Source organism: Streptomyces sp. NPDC041068 (assembly GCF_040647455.1).
Classification (GTDB): Bacteria; Actinomycetota; Actinomycetes; order Streptomycetales; family Streptomycetaceae; genus Streptomyces.
Map to the genome: position 1 here is coordinate 302978 of NZ_JBEZCG010000005.1, position 22334 is coordinate 325311.

A 22334-nucleotide genomic window follows, 5' to 3' on the forward strand; every position below is an offset into this window, starting at 1 on the left:
AGCGGGGTCGTCTTACTCGTCGCACGGCGGCTCGTAGTCGAGACGTGGCAGATACTCGTGCCATTTTTCGGATGTCAGAACACCCCGTGTGGCCGAGCAAACACGGTGAATTGCCGCGTCGGTGTCGAGGTTCCAGAGGCGGACGGTATCGGTGCCGCTCGACACCCCGAGCATGTGGCTTTGCGGGCTGAACGACAGGAAACCGCCGGTCTTGGCGTTGGGGCTCATCGACTGGCCGATGGGTGCGGCCCGCGCGGGGTCCTGGACGTCCCACAGCCGCACCGCGTTGTCGTTCCCGCTGCTCGCCAGGGCGTCGCCGTCCCTGCTGAACGTCAGCGATATGACCGCGTCGGTGTGGCCCGTGAGCGTGGGGCCGATCCGCTTCGCCTCGCGCGGCACCGCGATGTCCCAGAGCCGGACCGTGCCGTCGTCGCTGCCGCTCGCCAAGGTGTGGCTGTCCGGGCTGTAGGCGAGCGTGTTGACGGGACCCAGGTGCCCCGTGAGAGGTGAGCCGAGCCGAGCGGCGTGCCGCGGGTCGGTGACGTTCCAGAGCCGGACGGTGCCGTCCGCGCTGCCGCTCGCGAGGGTCCGCCCGTCCGCCGCGAAGACAAGGGAGTTGACGTACCCCTTGTGACCGGTGAGCGCCGAGCCGAGGGGGCGCAGGCGCGCCGGGGAGCCGACGTCCCACAGTTGGATGGTGCGATCGGTCAGGGCGGTCGCGAGCGTGCGCCCGTCCGGGCTGAAGGCCAGCGCGTTCGGGCCCGCGAACCGGGTCCGCAGCGTGACGGCCGGACCGTGGGAGACGGGGTGCGCCGGATCGCCGACGTCCCACAGCTGCACCGTGTGGCTGCCGGTGAGCGCCGCGAGCGTACGGCCGTCGGGGGAGAAGACCAGCGACCGCACGTCCCCGTCACCGGGTTCGAACGGTTTGCCTTGCAACGCGGGCCGGTCGGTGCGCCGCACGTTCCACAGCCGGATCCTGTTGTCCCGCGCGGCCGTCGCGAGCACCTTCCCGTCCGGGCGGAACGCGCCGATGCGGCCGATCATGTCCGACGTCGGCAGCGACCACAGCCGGACCTTGTTGTCGCCGCTGCCGGTGGCGAGCGTGCGCCCGTCGGGGCTGAAGCCGAGGGCGTACATCTCTCCGCTGCTGCCCGCGAGCGGCTCGCCGACCTGCGAGGGATGCGCGGGATCGCCGACGTTCCACAGGCTCGCCGTGCTGTCCGCGCTGGCCGCAGCGAGCTTCGTGCCCTCGGAGTTGAAGGCCACCGACCAGATGGGGCCCGTGTGACCGGTGAGCGGCGCGCCGAGCTGCGCGGCGCGATCCGGCTCCGCCACGTCCCACAGCCGGATGGTCTCGTCCGAGCCGCCGCTGGCGAGCGTGCGGCCGTCACGGTTGAAGGCCACGGAGTGCACCGTGCCCTTGTGCCCGGTCAGCACCTTCTCGAACGGTTTCGGGCGCCGCGGATCGGCTGTGTCCCACAGCCTGATCGTGCCGTTGTCGCCGCCTGCGGCCAGCGTCTTCCCGTCGGGGCTGAACGCCACGGAGCGCACGGCGGCCGTGTGCCCGGTCAGCTTGTCGATCGCCTTGGCCTCGCCCGGCTCCGCCACGTCCCACAGGCGTACGGTGCGGTCCTCGCCGACGGAGGCCAGCGTGCGCCCGTCCGGGCTGAACGCCACCAGGTAGATCGCGCCGCCGTGTCCGGCCAACGGCTTGCCCAGCGGGCGCGGACGGCGGGGATCGCGTACGTCCCACAGCCTGATCGTGCCGTCGTCCGACGCGCTGGCGAGCGTCTTCCCGTCCGGGCTGAAGACCGCGCTGCTCACCCAACTCGTGTGTCCGGTCAGGGGTTTGCCCAGCCGCTTGGTGTTCGACGGGTCCGCCACGTCCCACAGCCGGACGGTCCTGTCGTAGCTCGCGGTGGCCAGGAGCTTTCCGTCCGGGCTGAACGAGGTGAGGTAGACGGCGCCGGTGTGCCCGAGCAGCGGGGTGGCGAGCGGCGCGTTCACGATCGATATCAGCCGGTTCCGGGTGGCCTGGTCCTCCGGCCGCAAGCGGTGTGCCACCAGGTCGAGTTGGGCGGACAGCGAAGGGTCCGTGTGCTGGGCGCGATCGGCCTCGGCGACCACCCGCTGGAACACCGCGTCGTCCCGCTGCTGCCACGCGACCACCGCCGACACGACGGCCACCATCGCCAGGACGACCAGGGCCGCGACCGCGCCCCGGCTGATCAGGACCGTGCGCCTGCGCAGCTTGGCCGACGCCGCGAGGAAGTCCACGGCGCCCCGCGTCAGGAAGGTGTCGCCGTCGGACCTGGCCCAGGCGCGGGCCTGCTCCAGACGGGACCCCCGGTAGAGCAGCGCCGTGTCGCGGTCGGACTCCTCCCAGGCCCTGCCGTCCTCCTCCAGGCGCTGGCGCAGCAGGTGGTCGTTCCTGTCGTCGTCGATCCAGTCGCGCAGCCGGGGCCAGGCGTGCAGCAGCGCCTCGTGCGTGATCTCCACGGTCTCCGCGTCGAGCGTCACCAGGCGGGCCTGTACGAGCGCCTCCAGCGACTCCTCCGTCTTGTCCGGGTCGGCCGACTCCTCCGCCAACTGGCGCCGTGTGCCCCGCCTGCGGGTGGCCTGGGTGTCCTCGCCGAGCCTGACCAGCCTGAGCAGGAGCAGCCGCGCGGCCGTGCGCGCCGCCGGGTCAAGGCCGGACCAGGCGCGCTCGGCGGTCGCCGCCACCGCGCCCTGGATCCCGCCGGCCGCGCGGTACCCGGCCAGCGTCAGGCGGCCCGTCTTCCGTCGCTGCCAGGTGGCGAGCAGCGCGTGGGAGAGGAGCGGCAGCACGCCCGCGTCGTGCGCGCCGCGTGGCCCGTCGGTGCTGACCTCGCGGACGATCAGCTCGGCGAGGCCCGGTTCGAGTTCGAGACCCACGGCCTTGGCGGGCCCGGTCACCGCGTCGCGCAGCTCCGTGGTGGTCAGCGGCCCGAGCACCATGTGGCGGTGCTGCAGGGCGTCGGCGAGTTCGGGGTGCGCGAGGGAGTGCTCGTAGAAATCGGCGCGGATGCCGAGGACGACGAGGGCGGGGGCGGAGTCACCGGAGTCACTGGAGCCGTCGGAGCCGTCGGAGCCGTCGGAGCCGTCGGAGCCACCGGGGCCGGGGCCGGGGCCGGTCGAGCAGGCGGCGTGCAGGATCTGGACGAACGCCCGCCGGTCCGCTTCGTCGGCGCAGAGTGTGAACGCCTCCTCGAACTGGTCCACGATGACGACCGGCCGAGCGTCGGAGGACCCCCCGCCCCGCGCCCACGCCGTGACGGCCTCCCGCACCGCGTGCGCGAACCGGGGGGCGCGGGACCCCTCCGACGCCGGGTCCCTGACGTCGGCGACGGCGGGCGCGAGCTCGGGTATGTGCCGGGTCAGCTCCGCGAGGGGGTCGGCACCCGGCACCAGCTGCAGTACCCGGCCGGCCGTTTCGTTCTCGCCGCTGAGCGCGCCGCCCTGCAGTGCGGGCACCAATCCGGCGTTCAGGAGGGAGGACTTCCCCGCCCCCGAAGCGCCGACGAGCATGACGAGACCGCCCGTCTTCTCCGTCGCGCGGAGCTGGGCGACGAGCGCCTCGGTGCTCCGCTCGCGTCCGAAGAACCACCGGGCGTCCTGCTCGCGGTACGAGGCGAGCCCTCGGTAGGGGCACACGCCGGGGATGGCGGGGGCCTCGGTCCGCGGCCGTGCCTCGTTCTCGGCGGAGGAGGAGGCGGCGGTGCGGTCGCCGGCCGGGTTGGCCACCGCGCGCTCCCACAGGAGCTGCCACTGGGCCAGGTCGTACAGCCCCGCGGACACCGGAGTGGGCCGCTCGCGCCGCGCCTCGGGGATCAGGACGTGCAGCACCGCGGCGAGCGCGCAGAACTGCGCGGGCACGTTCTTGGCCCGCCGCCAGTCGCTGATGCGCTGCGCGGACACCCGCACGGGGCGCCCGCGTTCGTCGACCCGCTGGAGTCGGACGACCGACTCGGCCACCCGCTGGAGAGGCGGATTGCCGGCCTCCTTGTACAGCAGCGCGAGACGTTCCGCGAAGGCCGTACGTGCCCCCGAGTCGGAACCCAAGGCCTCCACCCCTCACTTCCGCCGCACCTGGACATCCGGACCGGAAAACTCACTTTATACGGCTGACCTGCGGATAAGTGGTCCGGATGAGACCGGAACCTCCTCGGCGGAAGCCGCAGCTGGCAGGATCGCGGCGCAGTGGTGAACCGATCGCGCAGCGTCATGGCAGGCCAGCGGCCCGGCTAGGCGTTCCGGGGGACGACCCATGGTGCCGCGCGTTCTTGGTCGGCTTTCGCCGGAGTGACGAAGTGTGGGTGACGATGCCGTCACCCGAACCTCGAAGAAACGTTCGAAGGACTGCTCGAAGAAGCACTCGAAGAAGCACTCGAAGAAGCACTCTCGGAAGCGCTCGAAGAACTCGAAGAACTTGTCGACCCGGTCAAGTCCGGACCGCTCTCGCACCGACTGCAGATCCGGACTTTTCCTGATCCGAGCCGATACTCCGATATTGGCGCGGATCGACACCGACCGTCGTTCGGCACCGGTCCCCACGAGGGGAGGGACCGGTGCCGATACGACGCGGTATGCGAGCCGGTATGCGTACTGGCATGCGAACCGCTCTGGGTACCGGCATGCGAACCGCTCTGCGTACCGGCATGCGAGCCGCTCTGCGAGCCGCTCTGCGAACCCGAGGATCAGCGCGCACAGCAGGACCGTCGGTTCCTGGCCGATGGCTTGACGCGGCCCGGCGGGGGCCGCCCCGGCCGGGAGTACCGTGGAGAGCACCGAGGGTTCCTCGGCATCGGCTCCGGCGCCCGTGCCGTTCTCGGCGATCGACGACGCCGGGCCCGCTCCTCGGACGGAGCCCGGGGCAGGGTTCGCCTCATGACAGAGCACGCGCTGCGGTCGCCCCGCGAGCAGATCCGTCCACTCGCGCGGCGGCAGACGCTTCCCTTCGCGCCGCGGCAGACCCCTCCACCGGCACGGCAGCAGAGCCCTTCGCCCGTGGAGGCGGAGCAGCTGCGCCCGTTGACCCGGTGCCAGATCACGGACCGCTTCCAGGACCTGGGCGAGCTGTACGCGGCCAACTCCGGGACGGAGCCCTGGCAGTGGGACGAGCTGGGCCACGCCTTCCTGCGCCGCCTCCGGTACGACATGCGGCGCCCCGGGTTCGCCCTGCTGGTCGCGGAGGACCCGCTGATGACGGCGTGTGCCTACGGTTTTCCCGTCCGGGCACGGCTCTTCGCGATACGGGAGATCGTCGTGCCGCCCGGCGTGCGGCGGCAGCACTTCAGCCGTGAGTGGAACCTGGCCCGGCGGCTGCAGCGGCGCCTCCTCTGCGATCACGGGAACGCCACGGGCATCACCGTGGTCGCCCGGTCCGACAGGCCGACCCTGGACGCACTGCGGTCCTGGGGGTGGCGGGACGTCGCGGTCGCCCCCCGCGGGGTCCAGCCGTGCGACCCGTACCGGGTTCTGGTCCTCGACCCGTGAACGGTTCCGGTTCTGGTCCTCGACCTGTGAATGGTTCCGGCCTCGACCCGTGACCGCCCGGCCGTGCCGCGGCCCGATGGCGACGTCGCCATCGGGCCATCCCTCGCCCGCGTCCCCCGTGCCGCGTCCTGGGCACCGGCACGTCCCCGCTGGCAGCGGCGGTGCGACGCATGGCGCAAAGCCTCCCGGCGGCGGTGTGGTCCGCCACGCGGTGTGCTTCGCTCGGCCTTGGCGGCCCGGCGACGACGGCGGGCGCCGCGTCACGGTGCCGACCGGAGACCGGCCCCCGACGGGGAGCCGACCGGAGACCAACCCCGCAGGGGAGGTGCGCCCGCGTGTCCGTGAATCCCTTCTCCTGGCTGACCAGCCCGCTCTCCCCGGACGACTACCTCGGCCTGCTCGATCCGCTGTGGTCGGCACGGCACCCCGCGGGCCGGGTCACCGCAGTGCTCCCGGAAGGCCCCGCGGCCGCCACGCTGGTGATCAGACCGGGCCGGGGCTGGGGCGGGCACCGGGCCGGGCAGTATCTGCCGGTCGGTGTCGAGATCGACGGCGTACGACATTGGCGTACGTACTCGATCACCTCACCGGCAGCCGCCGCGGTCACCATCACGGTGAAGGCGCACAGGGGCGGTCGCGTATCCCCGCACCTGGCCCACCGGACCGGGCCGGGCACGGTGCTCCGACTCGGCCCCGCACAGGGCGAGTTCGTGCTGCCCCGGCCCCTGCCCGACCGGCTGCTGTTCGTGACGGCGGGGAGCGGCATCACCCCCGTCATGGGCATGTTGCGCACGCTCGCCCGACGCCGTGGCCCCGCGCCGGACACCGTGCTCCTGCACAGCGCCCCGCGGCCCGAGGAGTGCCTCTTCCGGACCGAACTCGCCTCCATGACGACCCGGTCGCCCTGGCTGACCACCCACCTGGTCCACACGCGTACGGACGGCCGCCTCACCCCGGACCGGATCGCCGCGCTCTGCCCGGACTGGCGCCGCAGGGACGCCTGGGTCTGTGGCCCGGCCGGACTGCTCGACGCGGCCGAGCGCGGCTGGGCGGCAGCAGGCGTACGGGAACGGCTGCGGATGGAGAGCTTCCGGCTCGCGCCCCTGCCGCCCGGGGGCGACGGCACGGTCGGCGGCCCGGTGCGGTTCGGACGCAGCGGCGTGGAGACGGAGGCGGGGGCCTCCGTTCCCCTGCTCGCGGTCGGCGAAGCGGCGGGTGTGGCGATGCCGTACGGGTGCCGTCGCGGCCTCTGCCTCGGCTGCCTCGCCCGGCTCGTCGACGGGCGGGTGCGCGATCTGCGTACCGGTGAAGTGAGCGGAGAACCGGGCGAGTTGATCCAGACCTGCGTCAACGCGGCCGCGGGCCCCCTCGTCCTCGACCTCTGAGACATCCGACCGCATGGCATCCGACTGCACAGCATCCGACCGCATGGCATCCGGCCGCGAGACGCCAGACCACGAGACGTCAGACCACGAGACGTCAGACCACGAGACGTCAGACCGTGAGACGTCAGACCGTGAGACGCCAGATCGCGAGACGTCCGAGCTCCCGAGGAGACCCCATGATGGAGACCGCCGCCGCCCCCATTGAACCGCCGCCCGTGCCGCCGGACGCCGACCGCATCGAAGAACTGGGCCGCGAACTCGACCGGCTCCGCGCCGAGATCGTCGCGGCGCGCGGGGCGGACGATGCCCATTACATCCGTACGGTGATCGCCGTCCAGCGCGGCTGCGAGGCAGGCGGCAGGGCCGCGCTCGCCGTGTCCCTCTTCCCACCCGCCTGGATCGCGGGCACCACCCTGCTCGCGGTCGCGAAGACGCTGGAGAACATGGAGCTGGGCCACAACATCCTGCACGGCCAGTGGGACTGGCTGGGTGACCCGGCGATCCACTCCACCACCTGGGAGTGGGACTTCGCCGCCCCCGCCGACGCCTGGAAACGCACCCACAACCATCTGCACCACACGTACACCAATGTCGTCGGCCGCGACCGGGACCTCGGCTACACGATCCTGCGCATGAGCCCGGACCAGCCCTGGCGCCCCGCCCATCTGCTCCAGCCGCTGTACACCGCCCTGCTCGCACCCGTCTTCGAGTGGGGCATCGCCCTGTACGACCTGGAGGCCGACGCCGTGGCGCAGGGCCGCAAGAGCGTAGGCGCCTTCCTCCGCGACGCATCAGGCGTGGCACGCAAGGCGGTTCACCAAGCGGCCAAGGACTACGTCCTGTTTCCGCTCCTCGCGGGCCCGTCCGCGCTGCCCTGCCTCCTGGGCACCCTCACGGCCAACGGCGCCCGCAACGTCTGGGCGCACACGGTCATCTTCTGCGGCCACTTCCCCGGTGACGTACAGACCTTCACCGAGGACCAGTTGGACGGCGAGACGCGCGGCGAGTGGTACCTGCGGCAGATACAGGGCTCCGCCAACATCGAGGGCAGCCCCCTTCTGCACGTCCTCACCGGCAACCTCAGTCACCAGATCGAGCACCACCTCTTCCCCGACCTGCCCAGCAACCGGTACGCCCAACTCGCCCCGCGCGTACGGGAGATATGCGCACGCCACGGACTGCCGTACGTCACCGGCCCGCTGTGGCGCCAGTACGCGTCGATGTGGGGCCGCGTGCTGCGCCACGCCGCGCCGCCCGCCGCCGGCCGGTACGCGGCGCGCGTCACGTCGGCCCTTGCCAGGCGTCCTGGGCGCTCGCGTAGCCAGGGAAGCGGTCGATGAGGCCGCCGGCCCGGAAGAGCAGACGGGTCGCCGGACTCGTGTAGACGACGCGGACCCAGCCGCGCCGCGCCCGGCAGTCGGTCCACGCCTCGCTCAGCGGCCCCAGGATGCTTCCGTCCGCGAAGGTCACCTCGCTCAGGTCCACGATGAGGCAGAGCCGTCCGGTCCCGGCACGGGCTCGGCGCAGGGCACGCGCCAGGGGTTCCACGGTGGTCAGGTCCAGTTCGCCGTCCGCGCGGACCACACGGCAGTGCTCGAACAGGGCGGGCGGAAGGGGCTGTTCGGTCGGTTCCGGCGGGCCGGGGTGAGGGCTCACCGTTCTGCGGAGAGAGGGACGGAGGCGGAGAGGGCGGCGGCAGCGGAGAGGGCCGCTGTGGCTGTGGCTGTGGCTGTGGGAGTGGGAGTGGGAGTGGGAATGGCTGTGCCGGAGGGAGCGGCCGTGGCGGAGGGAGCGGCCGTGGCGGAGGCCAACAGCCGCAGTGCCTCCGCCTCTTCGGTCTGGTGCGGCACGACCAACAGGTCCCACCGCCCGGCGCCGGGCGCGAGCAGGCAGGCCGTGGCGGGGGCGTGCAGGGCGTTGCTGCCGTGCAGGTGGAGCACATGGCCCGCGCAGAGCATCCGGCCGGGGAAGGCGGACCACATGGCGGTGCTCACGGTGACGTGGACGATCCGCGCCCAGGTGTGCGGCAGCGCGTGCAGCATGAGGGGCAGCTCGGTGACCAGGTCGTCGGTGTGTGGCCACCAGACGCCGTCGATGCTGCGGGGCCCGCCGTCGGCAGGGGCCAGGTTCAGCCGGGCGAGGTGATGCGGGCGGGGATGTGGGGGCAGGGTGGCGGTCATGGTGATCTCCCTTGCGGGGAAGGTGGCGTGCGGTTACTGCGAGGTCATGCGCGGCGTGCGGCCACGCGGGCCGACGTCGGCCAGCGCACGTCGTGGACCCAGCCGAGGCGTTCGAAGAGGCGGATGACGGCGGCAGAGGGGTCGATCTGGCCGCGTTCGACGCCGTGGCGGGCGCTGGTGGGATCGGCGTGGTGGAGGTTGTGCCAGCTCTCGCCGAAGGAGAGCAGGGCCAGCGGCCACAGGTTGGTGGCCCGGTCATGGCGCCGGGTCCGGAAAGGGCGTGCCCCGACCAGATGGCACAGGGAGTTGACGCTCCAGGTCACGTGGTGGAGCAGGGCGATGCGGACAAACCCCGCCCAGAGAAGGGCGGTTGTGGCGTGCACCCACGTGCCGCCGATCGCCCACCCGAGGCCGAACGGCAGCGCGAGGGTGAGCACGCACAGCGCGGGGAACGCCCGTGACACCGCGCGGATGTCACGGTCGGCGAGCAGGTCGGGGGCGTAACGCTCCGGCGGGCTCGGGTCGTTGCGGAACAGCCAGCCGACGTGGGCGTGGGCCAGACCTCGCAGCTGTCCGCGCAGGTGGGTGCCGTAACGGTACGGGGAGTGCGGGTCGCCGGGGCGGTCGGTGAACGCGTGGTGCCGGCGGTGCGTGGCGACCCAGCCGATGACGTCTCCCTGGAAGCTCATCGACCCGGCCACCGTGAGCGCGATGCGCACCGGCCGTGCCGCGGTGTAACCGCCGTGGGTGAGACCGCGGTGGAACCCGACCGTGACGCCCAGGCCCGTGACCGTGTAGAGGACGAGAGCGAGGATGACGTCGGTGGTGTGGACGAGGCTTCCCCACAGGAGCCATCCGCAGAGGCCGAGCGCGAGGAACGGAAGGACGACGATCGCCGCGGTGACGGCGACGTACAGCCGCTCGCCGCCGCCGCGCTCCGCCGGTGGCCCTGCGTCGGCGGGAAAGGGGGACGCCCCGTCGTACGGAGCGGATTCGGCTCCCCGAGAGGGCGCTTGAGACAGTGCTCGTGACGGATCTCGCGACGGATCTCGTGACGGACCCTGTGACGGATCTTGTTTTGGGTCCCGTGACGGATCCCGTGACGGATCCTGGGAGAGCGTAGAACTGGTGGACACGTGGGGCTCCTTGACCTCGGTCCGGAACGCGGCCGGGGTCAGGGGCCGGGTGTGTTGTTGTGGTGGTGGTTCAGGTGCGGTCGTTCCGCGTCATGCCGTCCGGCTCTTCCAGGGCAGTGTGGCCCTGCGCCGCGGCGCGGTCGCGTCGGCGTCGGTCCCGGGTGGTACGACCACCAGGTCCCATCGCCCCACTCGGCAGGAGAGCAGCCGCAGTTGGCGGGTGTCCTGCTTTTCGGGGTCCCAACCCACCTCGACCGTATGGCCGTTGAAGCGAACCTTGTCGGGAGGCTTGAGCGGGAACCGGGCCGGTGCGGGGTCGGAGACGGGAACACCGGATGGAGGATGCGCAAGACGTGCGGTGATCACCGTCATGGCGTCGACCTGTCCCCGGAACCGAAGGTGTCCGGGCCCGGTGCTATCGATCCAGAGAGATACCGGCAGGGAAAGCCGGTCACGAAACGCTCTCGGTGAATACGAGCCTACTCCTGCCTCCCGTCCGGCCACGACGGTTCGGCACCGACTTGTCAGAGGTCAGGGTGGTTTCGCGTCAGCCACGGCGACCCTCTCGAAGGTGGATGTCCATGAGGACCGGTCACCAACGGGTCTGGGTCGGCACTTAAGGATGGCGCGCCGCACTCGTCTCCCGGGGGGTTACGCCGAAGAACTGCGGGCGAATATGCCGTTCTGCTACACGCGCGTCAGGTCGAGCCGTCGCCGTCGCCGTCGCCGTCGTATCCGTCTCCGTCGTATCCGTCTCCGTCGTCTCCGTCTGCGTCGTCTCCGTCTGCGTCCAGGCGCAGCCGGCGGGCCAGTACATCACGCGCGACGTCCAGGAGGGGCCGGTCGTGGCTGAAGGCGTAACCGCGCAGCCTGATCAGGGCGTGGTCGCAGTCGGTGGCCAGCTGGTCCGCGAGCATGCCGGTGGCCTGGTGGACCTCGGCGAAGTGGAGACCGGGCTCGTCGAGCAGCGGAGTGTACGGCTGCTCCGTGTGGGCGGCGGTGGTGATGGCGATCTGGGCGATGGTGTCGGCCAGGCCGAGGGCATCGGTGAGTTGTCCGGTGGACATCGGGCCGGGCCGGGTGCGGTGGCCGGTGAGGGCGCCGAGCGCGATGACCCCGATGCGCAGCGGGAAGGCGAACACCGCGCGTACGCCCAGAGGTTCCATGGCGCCGGGCAGGCCGGGCCAGCGGGCGGTGGCGAACGCGGAGGTGTCGGCCACGTCGGGCAGCAGTATCAGTGCGCCGTTTCGGGCGGCGTCGAGACTCGGGCCCTGGCCCTGGACCTGCTGCAGGTCCTCCAGCGCGAGGGTGCGCTCACCGAAGGACTGCACCAGTTCGCCCCGGCTGTCTCCCGGGGCCAGCAGCAGGCCCAGGCCGTCCAGGCCCAGCATGTCCGCGCAGGCCTCAAGGGGCAGCGGTGCCAGACCGGGGCCTGTGTGGGAGCTGAGGGTGCGCAGGTAGTCGGCCATCACCGGATGAGTCACCGAAGTCGCCCCCGTTCGGGCGCGAAGCGGACCATCCGGCGGTCGGCCCACCAGTCAGCACCGATGGGCCGACGCCTCACCGATCGCGCCGGGTGAGGAGGGACGCGTCGGCCGTGCCCTGCAAGACCTGGCGGGCGATCTCGGTGAGCCGCGTCCGGTGATTGCGTGCGTAGCTGCGCATGAGGGTGAATGCCTCCTCGACGTCGGTGTCGAGGCGGTTCGCCAGGTAGCCCTTGGCCTGCTCGATGATGACGCGGCTGTCCAGGGCGGCCTGCAACTGTGTGGTCACTGTCATCTGTTCGCTCACCGCCCGCTGCTGCAGGACGCCGATGGTGGCGGTGTCGGCCAGCGCCTGCCCCAGCCGCAACTGGGAGGCGCCCAGCGGTCCGGGCCGGTCCCGGAACAGGTTCAGGGCGCCGATCACCTGGTCGTGCAACCGAAGCGGTGCCGCCACGACCGAGGTGAAACCGACCTCGACGGCGTGCGGCGCGAACCGGGGCCAGCGCATCTCGGCCGCCCGCGTCGCCAGCGGTACGTCGGGAACCGGCTTCCTGGTCCGGAAGCAGTCACGGCAGGGGCCCTCGTCCCACTCGATGCTGGCCAGTTCCAGCCGGCGGGTGCGCTCGTCCGATGCGGCGGCGTCCACCAGCTGGCCACCGGGAGTGGCGAGCAGGACTCCGGCTGCCGCGACATCCAGCAGGGCCACGCAGTGCTCGGCGAGCGTGTGCAGGAATCCGATGACGTCGAAGTCCCGCACCAAGGTGTCGGCGAGGTCGACGAACGCGGCCGCCAACTGCTCCTCACGCGGCAGCTCAGGCATACCCCACCCACCTCCAAGAGTGATCAGGGGCCACCCTCCCACAGGCTGCGGACTCCTGCTGCCACCAAGTCTCGTCCCCATCGCGGGCTTTTACCAGGGCGCCTGTCAGGTACCGCACCGGCACAGCCGGACACCGGCCCGTGCGTCCGTACGTGCCCTTGAACCGGACCCGGTCGGTGTCGACGATCGTCACCGTGGCCATCGGGGCGCGCCTACTCGGGCCGTTGTGTACGGGCGTTGTGCGCGAGTCCGTCCGGACGGTCCGCCGCGCCTTCTCCCAGGGGAAGCACCAGAGCGCGCAGCGCCGCGGGACCGGAGGGCCTGCGGACCTGTCCGATGTCCTGCCATCCCCACGCCTGGAAAGCGGCATGGGCCGCGTGGTCGGCCTGGTCCACCAGGGTGGCGCCGAGCGAGGCGTGGCCGTCGGCGAGCAGTTGTGTCTGCAGCAGCCACGCGAGACCGGAGGTGTGTTCGTGCGGGTGGACCACGATCTCCGTGACGGCGAAGGCGTGTCCCGAGGTGGTCAGTTGCTCGACCGACCCGGGCAGGGCGCCCTCGAAGCCGAGCCACCAGGACCCGTCGCGCGCCATGGGGAAGCCGAAGGCACAGCCGGCCGGCGTGGTCACCTCGGCGACCAGCATGGAGAAACCCGGGCGCCGTACGGAGTCCGCGAGGCGCCGCAGGAAGTCTTCCCTGCGGCGGTATGGCTCGCCCCTCGCGCTGTCCGAGGACTCGACGCAGAGGTCCGCCAGGTCCTCCCGGAGCGTCTCGGCCTGCCGGCGGTCCAGGCGGCGCAGGCGCACCGCGTCCAGGGCGGAGCGCTCATGGCCCGGTCCGGAGTCGGCGGCCGTCATCGCGTACCCGTCGGCAGGGAGGCGTTCAGGCCGCTGGTGCCGCAGAAGGCGATGGTGCCGCAGAAGGTGATGGTGCCGCAGAAGGTGACGGTGGTCAGGCCGACATCGATCGAGCGCGTGATCCGCGCCCGGCTCCGCTTGTCGTGCCGGTGGACGTTCAGTTGGGGCAGGGACATGGCGCCTCCGATTCCGGACGGCCCGGCGGTCAGTCCGTTTCGCCGGCGTGGGTCCGCCGTGCCTGTGAGCGGCTTTCGTCGAGCCAGGAGCCGGGCGCCGGGTCGGGCACTCGGGCGAGCAGGGTGTCCACTGTCAGGTGGAGCCGGGTGCCGCCTCCTTCGCTGCCTGTGGGGTAGCTGCGGGGCTCGTCGCAGACGAAGAACCGGCTGAGGAGCAGGGCGACCTGCCGTGCCGCCGCGGGGTCGACGGCGACGAGGCGGACTTCGACGTGCCCGTCGGCCGACTGTTCCTGGCGGCGCGGCCCGACCGGGCCGGGCCGCTCCGCCGTATGCCCGGTCATGCCCTTCGGCCCTCCGCCGCTCGGTTGGTCCTGCGCCGCGGGCGGAGGCGTCCGCGGCCTCCGTCCCTGTGGTCGCGGCGGGGGCGGACGGCGGGTGGCGGGGTGCCGTCGGGTTGTGGCCGTGTGGGGCTGTGGGCGCCGAGGCGTCCGGGAAGACGACGGCTGTACTGGTGCAGTGCGATCCGTTCGGAGTGCTGGGCGTTGAGGAGGTGGATCACGAATGCCCCCAGAGCGATCATCGCGAGCATGGCGGCGACGGTGATGCCGGTGTCCATGGCCCGTCACCTCCCGCCGCCGGCGGTGCCGACGGGTGGTGCGGCCATGGCGCCGCCCTCCGCCTCCCACGCCTCCGCCTGCGTGCGGCCCGGTGGGTCTGCCCCGGCCGGAGCCGCGATGGGACGATCCAGCTCGTCGGCGATGAGAGCGCTGCCGGTACGTACGATCCGAGGGTCGCAGGCGGCGGCCATGAGCCGTGCGGCGGCCTCCGCGTCGGTCTCCGGGGGGATGATCAGCAGGTCCCAGCGTCCTACGTGGTAGGAGAGCAGCAGGAGTTGGTGCGGGTCCTGCTCGGCGCGGAACCAACCCACCTTGACCACATGGCCGTTGACGGGAACCTTGCGCGGTACGACGGGCCAGTACGTCGGGTTGACCGTGACGCGCGTGATGCGGCCCCACAGAGGGTCCAACAGGTCGGTCAGGGCGGGAAGTTCACGAGTGAGGTCCCGGGAGTGCGGCCACCAGGCGCCGTCGAGCAGACCGGAGGGCGGTCCCGGAGGCTTGACGGACAGCCGCAACGGCGGACGGTCGGAGGGCTTGGCGGTGGGTGCGGTCGGCGGGGGTCGTGCGGTGAGCACCGTCATGGTGTCGACCTGTCCCCGGGCTGTCGTGCCGGCCCGGTGCAATGGAACCGAGCGAGAAACCGACACGGAAGCCGGTCAGGAAATTCTCTCGGTACGGCCGAGCCTACTCCTGCGGCAGCCCCGACCACGACTGTCCGGCCATCGCCCGTTGAGCGGCCCGCACCTGCCCGGACGGACAGCGGCGGGGAGTGGGCCCGAAGCGCCGATGAAGAAGACACCCGCCGACGGCCATGTGCCGAAGGCGGGTTGGCCGATGGCCGCGCGGGATCACCGGCGACTGCCGCCGTGACGCGACCTTCGACGGCGCCCGGTGGCCGCGCTCCAGGAACCTCGATGTACCGGAGGACGTCTCTCCGAGGCACCCCGGGAGCCGACCACCGAAGTCGGCTCCCAGACGACCGCCACATGGCTCCCAGAATGGCCCCCAACGCACATCAGGGCCGGTACTGATCTCTCAGTACCGGCCCTGACCTGGTGTTTCAGCTGTCGGGGTGGCGGGATTTGAACCCACGACCTCTTCGTTCCGAATGAGGTTCGGGCAAGATCGACACCTGCGGATCTTGTAAAACGTGCAGGTCGGGGGATTAGGCTGAGGTGGTGCGGCAGGGTCTCGGCTGGTCTCCGACGGAAGATCATCTCCCAGGATTCTCCCAGCGAGGGGTGCTGTGCTCGAGGTTCGTCCCGAAGTCTCAGCTGCGAGCTGCATTGCGCAAGCAAGTTTGCCTGGCTGCCCGTTGGGGCGACGCAGGTCGAAGGTCTAACCCGGATCTGCCCCCTGCCGGTGGCGCTGCCCATTTATGTCTGGCGGCAGTGCGCACTGGTGGGGCACAGCCGTGTTCGGAGATGCTTCCCCCACAGAACCGGGGTGGGCATAAGTTGGCAGCCAGGTGATCTTCGACGGGGGCTGGCGTGGCAGGGCGGGATCTACGAGCGCTGTTCAGTACGAACGACCGCACGCTTGGGACTGCGGAGGCGTTCACGAACCGCCAAGCGCAGTGGGAGTTCGCGGTGGCCGCGCTCACCGAGCACCTGCGGCATGTCAACAACCCTGCCTTTGATCCTGAGGACTTGGAGGCTGCCCGGGACAACGTGGTGGTCTTCCATGGGATCGGTGGCATCGGGAAGTCCACGCTGTCGCGCAAGTTCGAGGCGTCCCTCGCCGACCCAGACCAGCGCCCCGCCCAGTGGGGTGCCCCCGCATGGGGTCAAGGGAGGATCCTGCCCGTACGGATCGATCTCGCGCGCTCCGCGAGTCCCGACTTCGAGAAGGTCGTGCTCTCTGTCCGCCTCGCGCTGGCCGCCATCGGCCGACCGCTGCCCGCCTTCGATCTGGCGTTACGCCGTTACTGGGAGCATCAGCACCCGGGAGACCTGCTGGAGGACTTCCTCAACCGCGGCGGTCTGGCCGCCCGGTTTGGCAAGGCGCTGCCGCAGCAGATGCAGTCCGCGCTCGCCGACGTCGCCCAGGCCCTGCTGCTGCCCGGCACGGTCGGCTCGGCGATCGGGCAGGTGACCGGAGCGCTCGTAGGAGCGCTGCGCGAGCGTCGGCAGACCGTGCGCGCGCTCGCCGGCTGCGTACGCCTGGCCGATCTCCTGGAGGGCGAACCGGATCTGGACTCCCTGTCCTACTACCCGCACCTGCTCGCTTGGGAGCTTGCCCGGCTACCCACCGCGGAGAAGGTCACTCCGGTGATCTTGCTGGATGCCTTCGAGGAGATCGGGGACCGCACTCACCGAGACTTCGAACGCCTCATACAGCGCCTGGTGTGGCTGATGCCAAATGCATTCTTCGTCATCACCGGCCGCTCCCGCCTGCAGTGGGCTGACGAAGCCCTCCAGGGCCAGCTCGACTTCACCGGGCCCACGGCCTGGCCCGGTCTGGTCGCCCGCGACATCCCCCAGGCCCGTACGGAATTCCCTGCCCCTGGCCGCAATCGGCAGATGCTGATCGGCGACTTCTCCTTCGAGGACTGCGACGACTACCTCGCCCGCCGCCTCTCCGTAGACGGCCGCCCCCTCATCAGCGAGCCCATCCGCACGGTGATCGGACAGCGCTCGCACGGCCTGCCGCTCTACCTGGACCTCTCCGTGATGAGATTCCTGGAGCTCCGCCGCAGCGGGCACACCCCACAGCCGACCGACTTCGACCACGACTTCCCCGCACTGATCGCCCGCACCCTTTCCGACCTCACCGCCCCCGAGCGCCACGTGCTGCGCTCCGTCAGCCTCTTCTCCTCCTTCGACATCGCCCTGGCCACCCGGGCCGCCGGCCTGCCCCAACAAGCGCCCGCACTGCGGCTCATTGAGCGTCCCTTCGTACGGGAGACTCTGTTCGGACGGTGGCCCTACCACCTCCATGCCCTCATCCGCGCGACGATCCGGGGCGCCGACGACCAGACCGACGACCGGTGGTCACCCGCAGACTGGCAGCAGGCCGCCAGTCGGGCTTTCGCCGCCCTCGGAGAACAGTGGAGGGAAGGCTCGGACCGCGACCGGCTGCTTCTTGTGGGCTGCTTGCGCCAGGGACTGGCCATCGCCCGCGACTACCGTCTTGACCTTGGCTGGCTCACCGAGGCCGCCTGGACTTACGTCGGCGACTCTGTGTGGGAGCCGCTCGACTTGGCCGCCGGCCCTGAGGGGGAGGGTGTCGCCGCCACGGCTGCTGACGCACTGGTGGAGTTGCTCAGCGCGCTCGCCCGCCGACAGCACGAGAACCGGGCCCGCACCGTGGAGCGCCTGGCGGCGGTCACTGATACTGGGTTGCTGCCTGCGGAGCTGTCCGAAATGGCCGTCTACTACCGGGCCAAGGCACAGCGCGACCTCGGGCACACGGAGGAGTCCCGGCAGGGAATGCAGATGGCCGCCGACGGCGGCGGGCGCCTGGCAGCAAACGCCCGCCGCGGGCTTGCCCACCTCTCCCGGCTTGCCGGTGACTTTCCGACGGCTCTTGAGGCCGCTGAACGCCTGGGCTGGGAGGGGCGGCACCGTCGCGTCGTCGGCGACGTGCAGTGGGTTCAAGGCGACATGCCCCTGGCCGCGCAGGCATTCGAAGCGGCGCGAGCGGAGGGCGAAGAGCACGGCAAGAGCGGGGAGGCAGCCATGTCACAGGCCATGCGTGCCTTCACCCTCGCCTTCACGACCGACCCCACCATCGATGACGAGATCGACCTCGGGGAACACCTCCTGGCTCAGGTCGATCTGCGTGCCGCGACCCTGGATGTACGGATCGCAGCGCTTCTGCGCGACGCCGGCACCGACACGGGCATCGAGGACCGGGCGCAGGTGCTGGCGGCGGAGATCAGCACGTCGGGGCTGCTCTTCGTCCAGGCCAAGCTGGAGTTGGCACGCGCCTTCCACCACGCCATCCGCGACGACCAGGCGGGCGTCGCCTCCAGAATCAGCCGCCTGCGTGAGCTGACCCGTGAGGGCTACTACGCCTACTACGTCGACATCACCCACTTCATGGCCGACCTTGCGCTCGAGACCCCCTCCCGTGCACGGTGGCTCGACGAGCAGCAGATGGTGCGCCAACGGTGGCGCAGCATGGTCATTAACCGACGCGGTCTGCTCACGTCCGCGTTGGCCACCGGGACGCTCTAGCCAGCATGACGGTATGCCCAGAAGTCGTCGCGTTCGGGCACGGCGGCAATGGAGTCGTCCTGAGCAGGCTCCAGTCTGTGAAGTTCGAACCAAGGCGACTTCACGTGGCCGCACCGGTCAGCAAAAGAGCCCTGGGGGATTGAAAGCCTCGACCTGTAGATTGAAAGTCCTGGAGGGGGCTGTCCGGACGGTCCCTTTCCGCCCGTGGGCAGCTGGTCAGGAGTGGTGCGGGCTGTTGCGTGATCCATCGGAGGGTGGGGTGTGGGGCGCCGTCCGCTCACGCATCGCTCACGCACTTACTGGCCTACGACGTGCAGGTTCCTACCCCGGCCAAACAAGTGATGCGGCGGCTCGCAGGAACGGTCGCTGCCGGCCGGAGCACTTACGCGGGCGTCCCCAGCGGGGCTGGCCGTAGACCCTGCCAGAAGGCGGATTTGAACCCGCGACCTCTTCGTCCCACATGAGGTTCGGCGAAGCACGCCAGGCTTGCGATGTATCCGACGTCACCAGTGCGCGTGCTCGACGCGCACCTCCAGGGGCGGCTGTTGGCGTCTAGGACAAGGGCGACGCGCTTGTAGCGCCCAGACGGGCCGGTGCACGCCGCCAGATGCATGCTCCCGGCCATCCCGTACTCAGAGGAAGGTTGGGTTCGGCGCTAGGACCGCTGACGTGACTATGGCGGCTGATGTGCCACCGGATCGTACGAGGTCAGCGGCTGCGCTTTGCGTCTCAAGCAGGCCGGGCTGGGCTAGTGCCGCAAGGGCTTCGACAACGTCAAGTACAGGGAAGTCGCGACGATCAGCGAGGTACCGCGCGACTGTACGTGCAGCTGGCCTGGGGAGGGCCGCCTCCTTAGGCAGCTGCGCGTCAGCAGCAAGAAAGGCGACGACGACTTCCCATGCCATGTAGAAGGTCTCGACGAAACTTCCGTCATACGGGAGCGGACAGACTACAAGGTTGCGATGCTCGTCGACGTATACCCTGTCCGACTTGCCTTGCCCTGCGGGCACGATCCCAATACGGAGACCTTTGTCGCCCCGGAGGCCCGAAGGATTGATCTTCACGGTCGTGCCCACCCAATAGTCACTGGTGGAGCAGCCCAAGAAGAGATCGGCACGCCACAGGCCACTGATACTCTGCGGCAAGTCTGTACCAGCCCCCCTCTTCCTGAATGCCGCAGCGGCGGCATTCAGGTGGCGCTTCAGCTTCACTGGCCGCCCTCGCGAACCTGAGAGCAAAGCCGAGTCGATGGTTAGAAGCTCACCAGCAGTGTCGATGAGCTGTTGGGAGCCGGCCTTCTCCACTCCGAAGAGGATGGATCTCACCTCGCCGCCAGGAACCTTGCATTGCTTGAGTGCATCGAATACGCGCTCAAGGACGCGGTCCTCTCCGCGACTCACCGCGTCATGAGCTGCGTACTCGAAGCAGATGCCGGTATCGCCGTCCCCTGGACGGCGCAGTCGCGGCAACATCATCAACTTGACGTGGCTTCGGTCGCCTAGTTCTGCTACGACTTCGGACTTCAGGGAGTACAGGATGCCCAGAAGAATGGGGCGTACGACGGCGGTGATCGCCGAGACCTCGTCAGCTACCGGATTCAGTTGCTGCTCGCTTCGGATCTCCATGATGGGACTCTAGTCGGCAAGTGCTTCGAGGCGTCTGGGACCGGCTAGTTGACTGTGGCATCTAGCCGTAAGGAAGAGGATCAGCGCCATCTCCGAGGCGGGGCTACCTCGCTGGGCGATGCCTCTGACTGAGCACAAGCAAGGGCGCGGCCCGCAGGTCGTTTGAGAGCGAGACTTCGAGGTCGGCTCCCAAACGGCTCCCAAGACGACCCTGGAAACCACTCAGTGGCTTGATCCATTAAGTGGATCAAGCCACTGCCCTGGTGTTTCATCTGTCGGGGTAGCGGGATTTGAACTCACGACCTCTTCGCTGGGTCCCAGCTCTGCCAACAGTTGGCGGACCTTCAGCCATGCAGCGCGGCCACTGCGGCCGTGAGCGCCTGCACGATGGTGGTAACGGACGCCACCGCGCCAACGGCCAGGCCGAGGTCTTCCAGGTTCTCCGCAATGCGCCGCCGGTCAGGGCTCGGGCTTCCCAGTTCCTCGCCGATGCGGGAGGCGGTGCGGCGGGCAAGGTCCGGGTTGTCCAGCTCGGCCGTATGTTCCTCCAGAGCGGCGTTCAGCTCGGCAAGCTTCGCTTGCGCGGTCAGCAGGAGGGAGGCGTCCTGAGTGTTGCCGCTGAGGTGGATCTGCCGCTGATCCCCGCCGACCCGGCCCGTGTTGACCTGGTTGCCGCTACCGGTGATGTGCATGCCGCCGCTCTCGTCGCGTCGTCCTCGCCAGGTGCCCATCGTCATCCCTTCGCTGAAGCGTTGTCGCTCGGATTGGTCTGCGTCTGGTTGCCCTGCACGGTGCCGGTGTTCACCTGGTTTTGGTCGCCGCTGATGAAGACTTGGGTAACGAACTGCGGCCTCCGCCACACCCACCGCACGATGATGGAGGACCTCGGCGCCGAGAAGGTCCTCATGGACGAACGCATGGGCCACATCGACGGTTCTGTCTCGGCGCGCTACGCGCACGTCACGCCCGGTATGCGCCGACGCCTCATGGCTGGTCTGACCGAGCAGTGGGAGGCGGCGCTCGACGTCCGCCGCGCGATGCGTCCCACGTCCCCCGTGCGCGTGCTCAACGACCTTCTGCGCGTACGCTGAGCCACTCAGCGGTGCCCCGCAGCGCTGCTGCGGGGCACCGCGGGCGTTTAAACGGATTCTTCCCCGTCACCTGGCATATCGCTGCCAGGATCGGGGGCGTGACATACGTAGTGACAGTGGACGCTCTCATACCCAAGAACGCTCCGGAGATGGACCCGCTTCAACGCGCTGGCGCCGTGGCGCTCATCGAGGATGGTTTTGGTTCCGTCGAGGCGATCGAGGGACCCGACGGCATGGAAGTCGATCTCCTCGACACCATCGTGGCCGTCTACCCGGGCGGAGCACTTCTGAAAGTGTTTGTGGATGCGGCGGCTCTGGAGTTCGCAGAGGAGGCCGTCCGGTCGGTCGTGGGTGAACTGCTGGAACGGTCCGAGCTGTTGGCTGACTGGCAGATCGAGCGGTGTGAGGTCGAACTACACTCGGAGCTCGCCCAGGAGAGTCTCGCCGCCGCCGACGGTCCCGATGCCCCGCCCGATGATCTGGCAGACCGTAAGGCTCGGCATGCCGAGCGCCCCACGGCCGAGGACGACAGTGAGGGCTATGACGCCGAGGCGAAAGCTGAGGCGGTACGCGGTCAGATGCTGGCATTGGCAGATGAGCTGCGCTCCTTCCCGCCCGTGATGTTCGGCGTCCTGGACGACGAGGAGGAAGACGGTGACATCGAGTTCGCCGTCTCGCCGGAGGATGCCAAACTCGCTGCTGGTGCCTTGGTGTACGCGACGGACATCTTGGTGGACGAACTGTTCCAAGACGTGCAGACCCTGACGGAGGAGGAGACCACCGCTGCTGAATGCGACGGTCCCCTGTGGCACCTCGAGGACCTTCCCGAGCGATACGCCCTCCAGTACGACGCCCGTTTCGCCCGCCGCTTCCTGGTGACGGTGATCGCCATGACCACCCGCTTCACAGACGGCAGCTTCCAGCAGCTGAGCTGCGTCGCTGAGGAACTCGCGCTGAAGCTACTGCTGACTGAGACGAACGTGACCCTAGAGACTTTCGGGCTGCTCGACGACGGCGTCTCGGCCGCACTCGACTCGTTCGCTGACAACGTCTACGAGGACATGGATCACGAGTGGCTCTACGACGACTCCATGGACGGTATCGACGAGAGCGCCGTCGGAACGGCGCTCGGCGTGGCACCGATGGCGTTCAAGGCGTGGTTCACTCCGTTTAACGAGGGCAGGTACGTCCACCCCTCTGCGGCTGATGAGCCGGAGGGAGCAGCGCAGTGAGCTGTCCCGCTGTCTGAGGCCCCTTACGCG

General features: G+C 70.1%; 19 protein-coding genes and 1 pseudogene. 6 read left to right on the forward strand and 14 right to left on the reverse strand.

Going from position 1 to position 22334, the window contains the following annotated elements; all coding sequences use genetic code 11:
• Positions 1–12: 12 nt before the first annotated feature.
• Positions 13–4095, reverse strand: a complete 4083-nt coding sequence (locus AB0B50_RS13795) for an AAA family ATPase (protein WP_362329892.1) — start codon at positions 4093–4095, stop codon at positions 13–15.
• An 816-nt stretch (positions 4096–4911) separates the two neighbouring features.
• Here AB0B50_RS13795 and AB0B50_RS13800 point away from each other — a divergent pair.
• From AB0B50_RS13800 to AB0B50_RS13810, 3 genes are all read left to right on the forward strand, one after another.
• Positions 4912–5520 carry a hypothetical protein gene (locus tag AB0B50_RS13800; RefSeq protein ID WP_362329894.1) on the forward strand — a complete coding sequence of 203 codons (609 nt, stop codon included), beginning with the start codon at positions 4912–4914 and terminating at the stop codon, positions 5518–5520.
• A 335-nt stretch (positions 5521–5855) separates the two neighbouring features.
• On the forward strand, positions 5856–6905 hold the full coding sequence (locus AB0B50_RS13805) for a ferredoxin reductase (RefSeq protein WP_362329897.1): 1050 nt from the start codon (positions 5856–5858) through the stop codon (positions 6903–6905).
• 176 nt (positions 6906–7081) lie between these two features.
• Entirely contained in the window at positions 7082–8245 is a 1164-nt protein-coding gene (locus AB0B50_RS13810) for an acyl-CoA desaturase (RefSeq protein WP_362329900.1), read from the forward strand.
• On the opposite strand, the gene AB0B50_RS13815 is transcribed toward AB0B50_RS13810, so the two are convergent.
• The 11 genes from AB0B50_RS13815 to AB0B50_RS13865 all read right to left on the reverse strand — a co-directional run bounded on the left by AB0B50_RS13815 (position 8187) and on the right by AB0B50_RS13865 (position 14756).
• Positions 8187–8561, reverse strand: coding sequence for an STAS domain-containing protein (locus AB0B50_RS13815; RefSeq protein ID WP_362329903.1), 375 nt, complete (start codon positions 8559–8561; stop codon positions 8187–8189). The two genes, AB0B50_RS13810 and AB0B50_RS13815, sit on opposite strands and share 59 nt — an antisense overlap.
• A complete protein-coding gene (locus AB0B50_RS13820; RefSeq protein WP_362329906.1) occupies positions 8558–9085 on the reverse strand; it encodes a DUF5994 family protein in 528 nt (175 codons plus the stop codon). Before AB0B50_RS13820 ends, AB0B50_RS13815 begins: the two co-directional genes overlap by 4 nt.
• A gap of 44 nt (positions 9086–9129) precedes the next feature.
• A complete protein-coding gene (locus AB0B50_RS13825) occupies positions 9130–10107 on the reverse strand; it encodes an acyl-CoA desaturase (RefSeq protein ID WP_362330423.1) in 978 nt (325 codons plus the stop codon).
• A 204-nt stretch (positions 10108–10311) separates the two neighbouring features.
• Positions 10312–10593, reverse strand: a complete 282-nt coding sequence (locus tag AB0B50_RS13830) for a DUF5994 family protein (RefSeq protein ID WP_362329909.1) — start codon at positions 10591–10593, stop codon at positions 10312–10314.
• A gap of 326 nt (positions 10594–10919) precedes the next feature.
• The gene (locus AB0B50_RS13835; protein WP_362329912.1) at positions 10920–11705 is read right to left on the reverse strand and encodes an ANTAR domain-containing protein; all 786 of its coding nucleotides are present in this window, start codon (positions 11703–11705) and stop codon (positions 10920–10922) included.
• 76 nt (positions 11706–11781) lie between these two features.
• On the reverse strand, positions 11782–12525 hold the full coding sequence (locus AB0B50_RS13840; RefSeq protein ID WP_362329915.1) for a GAF and ANTAR domain-containing protein: 744 nt from the start codon (positions 12523–12525) through the stop codon (positions 11782–11784).
• A 212-nt stretch (positions 12526–12737) separates the two neighbouring features.
• Positions 12738–13379 (reverse strand): hypothetical protein, encoded by a 642-nt coding sequence (locus AB0B50_RS13845; protein WP_362329918.1) that lies wholly within the window; start codon positions 13377–13379, stop codon positions 12738–12740.
• A complete protein-coding gene (locus AB0B50_RS13850) occupies positions 13376–13555 on the reverse strand; it encodes a hypothetical protein (RefSeq protein WP_362329920.1) in 180 nt (59 codons plus the stop codon). Before AB0B50_RS13850 ends, AB0B50_RS13845 begins: the two co-directional genes overlap by 4 nt.
• A gap of 29 nt (positions 13556–13584) precedes the next feature.
• Positions 13585–13896 (reverse strand): hypothetical protein, encoded by a 312-nt coding sequence (locus AB0B50_RS13855; protein WP_362329923.1) that lies wholly within the window; start codon positions 13894–13896, stop codon positions 13585–13587.
• On the reverse strand, positions 13893–14171 hold the full coding sequence (locus AB0B50_RS13860) for a hypothetical protein (RefSeq protein WP_362329926.1): 279 nt from the start codon (positions 14169–14171) through the stop codon (positions 13893–13895). The genes AB0B50_RS13855 and AB0B50_RS13860 overlap by 4 nt, the downstream gene beginning before the upstream one ends.
• 6 nt (positions 14172–14177) lie before the next feature.
• Positions 14178–14756 (reverse strand): DUF5994 family protein, encoded by a 579-nt coding sequence (locus tag AB0B50_RS13865; RefSeq protein WP_362329929.1) that lies wholly within the window; start codon positions 14754–14756, stop codon positions 14178–14180.
• Between the two features lie 1008 nt (positions 14757–15764).
• On the opposite strand from AB0B50_RS13865, the gene AB0B50_RS13870 reads away from it, so the two are divergent.
• Positions 15765–18356 (forward strand): ATP/GTP-binding protein, encoded by a 2592-nt coding sequence (locus tag AB0B50_RS13870; protein WP_362329932.1) that lies wholly within the window; start codon positions 15765–15767, stop codon positions 18354–18356.
• Between the two features lie 632 nt (positions 18357–18988).
• Here AB0B50_RS13870 and AB0B50_RS13875 read toward each other — a convergent pair.
• Together AB0B50_RS13875 and AB0B50_RS13880 are read right to left on the reverse strand one after the other, a co-directional pair.
• Positions 18989–19981, reverse strand: coding sequence for a hypothetical protein (locus AB0B50_RS13875; protein WP_362329935.1), 993 nt, complete (start codon positions 19979–19981; stop codon positions 18989–18991).
• Between the two features lie 344 nt (positions 19982–20325).
• Entirely contained in the window at positions 20326–20718 is a 393-nt protein-coding gene (locus tag AB0B50_RS13880) for a hypothetical protein (RefSeq protein WP_362329939.1), read from the reverse strand.
• Positions 20719–20829: 111 nt separating this feature from the next.
• On the opposite strand from AB0B50_RS13880, the pseudogene AB0B50_RS13885 reads away from it, so the two are divergent.
• Together AB0B50_RS13885 and AB0B50_RS13890 are read left to right on the forward strand one after the other, a co-directional pair.
• Positions 20830–21072 (forward strand): annotated as a pseudogene (locus AB0B50_RS13885) (LacI family transcriptional regulator); the annotation flags it as partial.
• A gap of 98 nt (positions 21073–21170) precedes the next feature.
• The gene (locus AB0B50_RS13890) at positions 21171–22304 is read left to right on the forward strand and encodes a hypothetical protein (RefSeq protein WP_362329941.1); all 1134 of its coding nucleotides are present in this window, start codon (positions 21171–21173) and stop codon (positions 22302–22304) included.
• Positions 22305–22334 lie beyond the last annotated feature (30 nt).

Excerpts from the sequence above, each read along its gene's own strand:
- AB0B50_RS13840 (WP_362329915.1), bottom strand. The coding sequence starts at position 12,525 with ATGCCTGAGCTGCCGCGTGAGGAGCAGTTGGCGGCCGCGTTCGTCGAC.
- AB0B50_RS13830 (WP_362329909.1), bottom strand. The coding sequence starts at position 10,593 with ATGACGGTGATCACCGCACGTCTTGCGCATCCTCCATCCGGTGTTCCC.
- AB0B50_RS13800 (WP_362329894.1), top strand. The coding sequence starts at position 4,912 with ATGACAGAGCACGCGCTGCGGTCGCCCCGCGAGCAGATCCGTCCACTC.
- AB0B50_RS13875 (WP_362329935.1), bottom strand. The coding sequence starts at position 19,981 with ATGGAGATCCGAAGCGAGCAGCAACTGAATCCGGTAGCTGACGAGGTC.
- AB0B50_RS13860 (WP_362329926.1), bottom strand. The coding sequence starts at position 14,171 with ATGGACACCGGCATCACCGTCGCCGCCATGCTCGCGATGATCGCTCTG.
- AB0B50_RS13845 (WP_362329918.1), bottom strand. The coding sequence starts at position 13,379 with ATGACGGCCGCCGACTCCGGACCGGGCCATGAGCGCTCCGCCCTGGAC.
- AB0B50_RS13810 (WP_362329900.1), top strand. The coding sequence starts at position 7,082 with ATGATGGAGACCGCCGCCGCCCCCATTGAACCGCCGCCCGTGCCGCCG.
- AB0B50_RS13855 (WP_362329923.1), bottom strand. The coding sequence starts at position 13,896 with ATGACCGGGCATACGGCGGAGCGGCCCGGCCCGGTCGGGCCGCGCCGC.
- AB0B50_RS13865 (WP_362329929.1), bottom strand. The coding sequence starts at position 14,756 with ATGACGGTGCTCACCGCACGACCCCCGCCGACCGCACCCACCGCCAAG.
- AB0B50_RS13880 (WP_362329939.1), bottom strand. The coding sequence starts at position 20,718 with ATGACGATGGGCACCTGGCGAGGACGACGCGACGAGAGCGGCGGCATG.
- AB0B50_RS13820 (WP_362329906.1), bottom strand. The coding sequence starts at position 9,085 with ATGACCGCCACCCTGCCCCCACATCCCCGCCCGCATCACCTCGCCCGG.
- AB0B50_RS13850 (WP_362329920.1), bottom strand. The coding sequence starts at position 13,555 with ATGTCCCTGCCCCAACTGAACGTCCACCGGCACGACAAGCGGAGCCGG.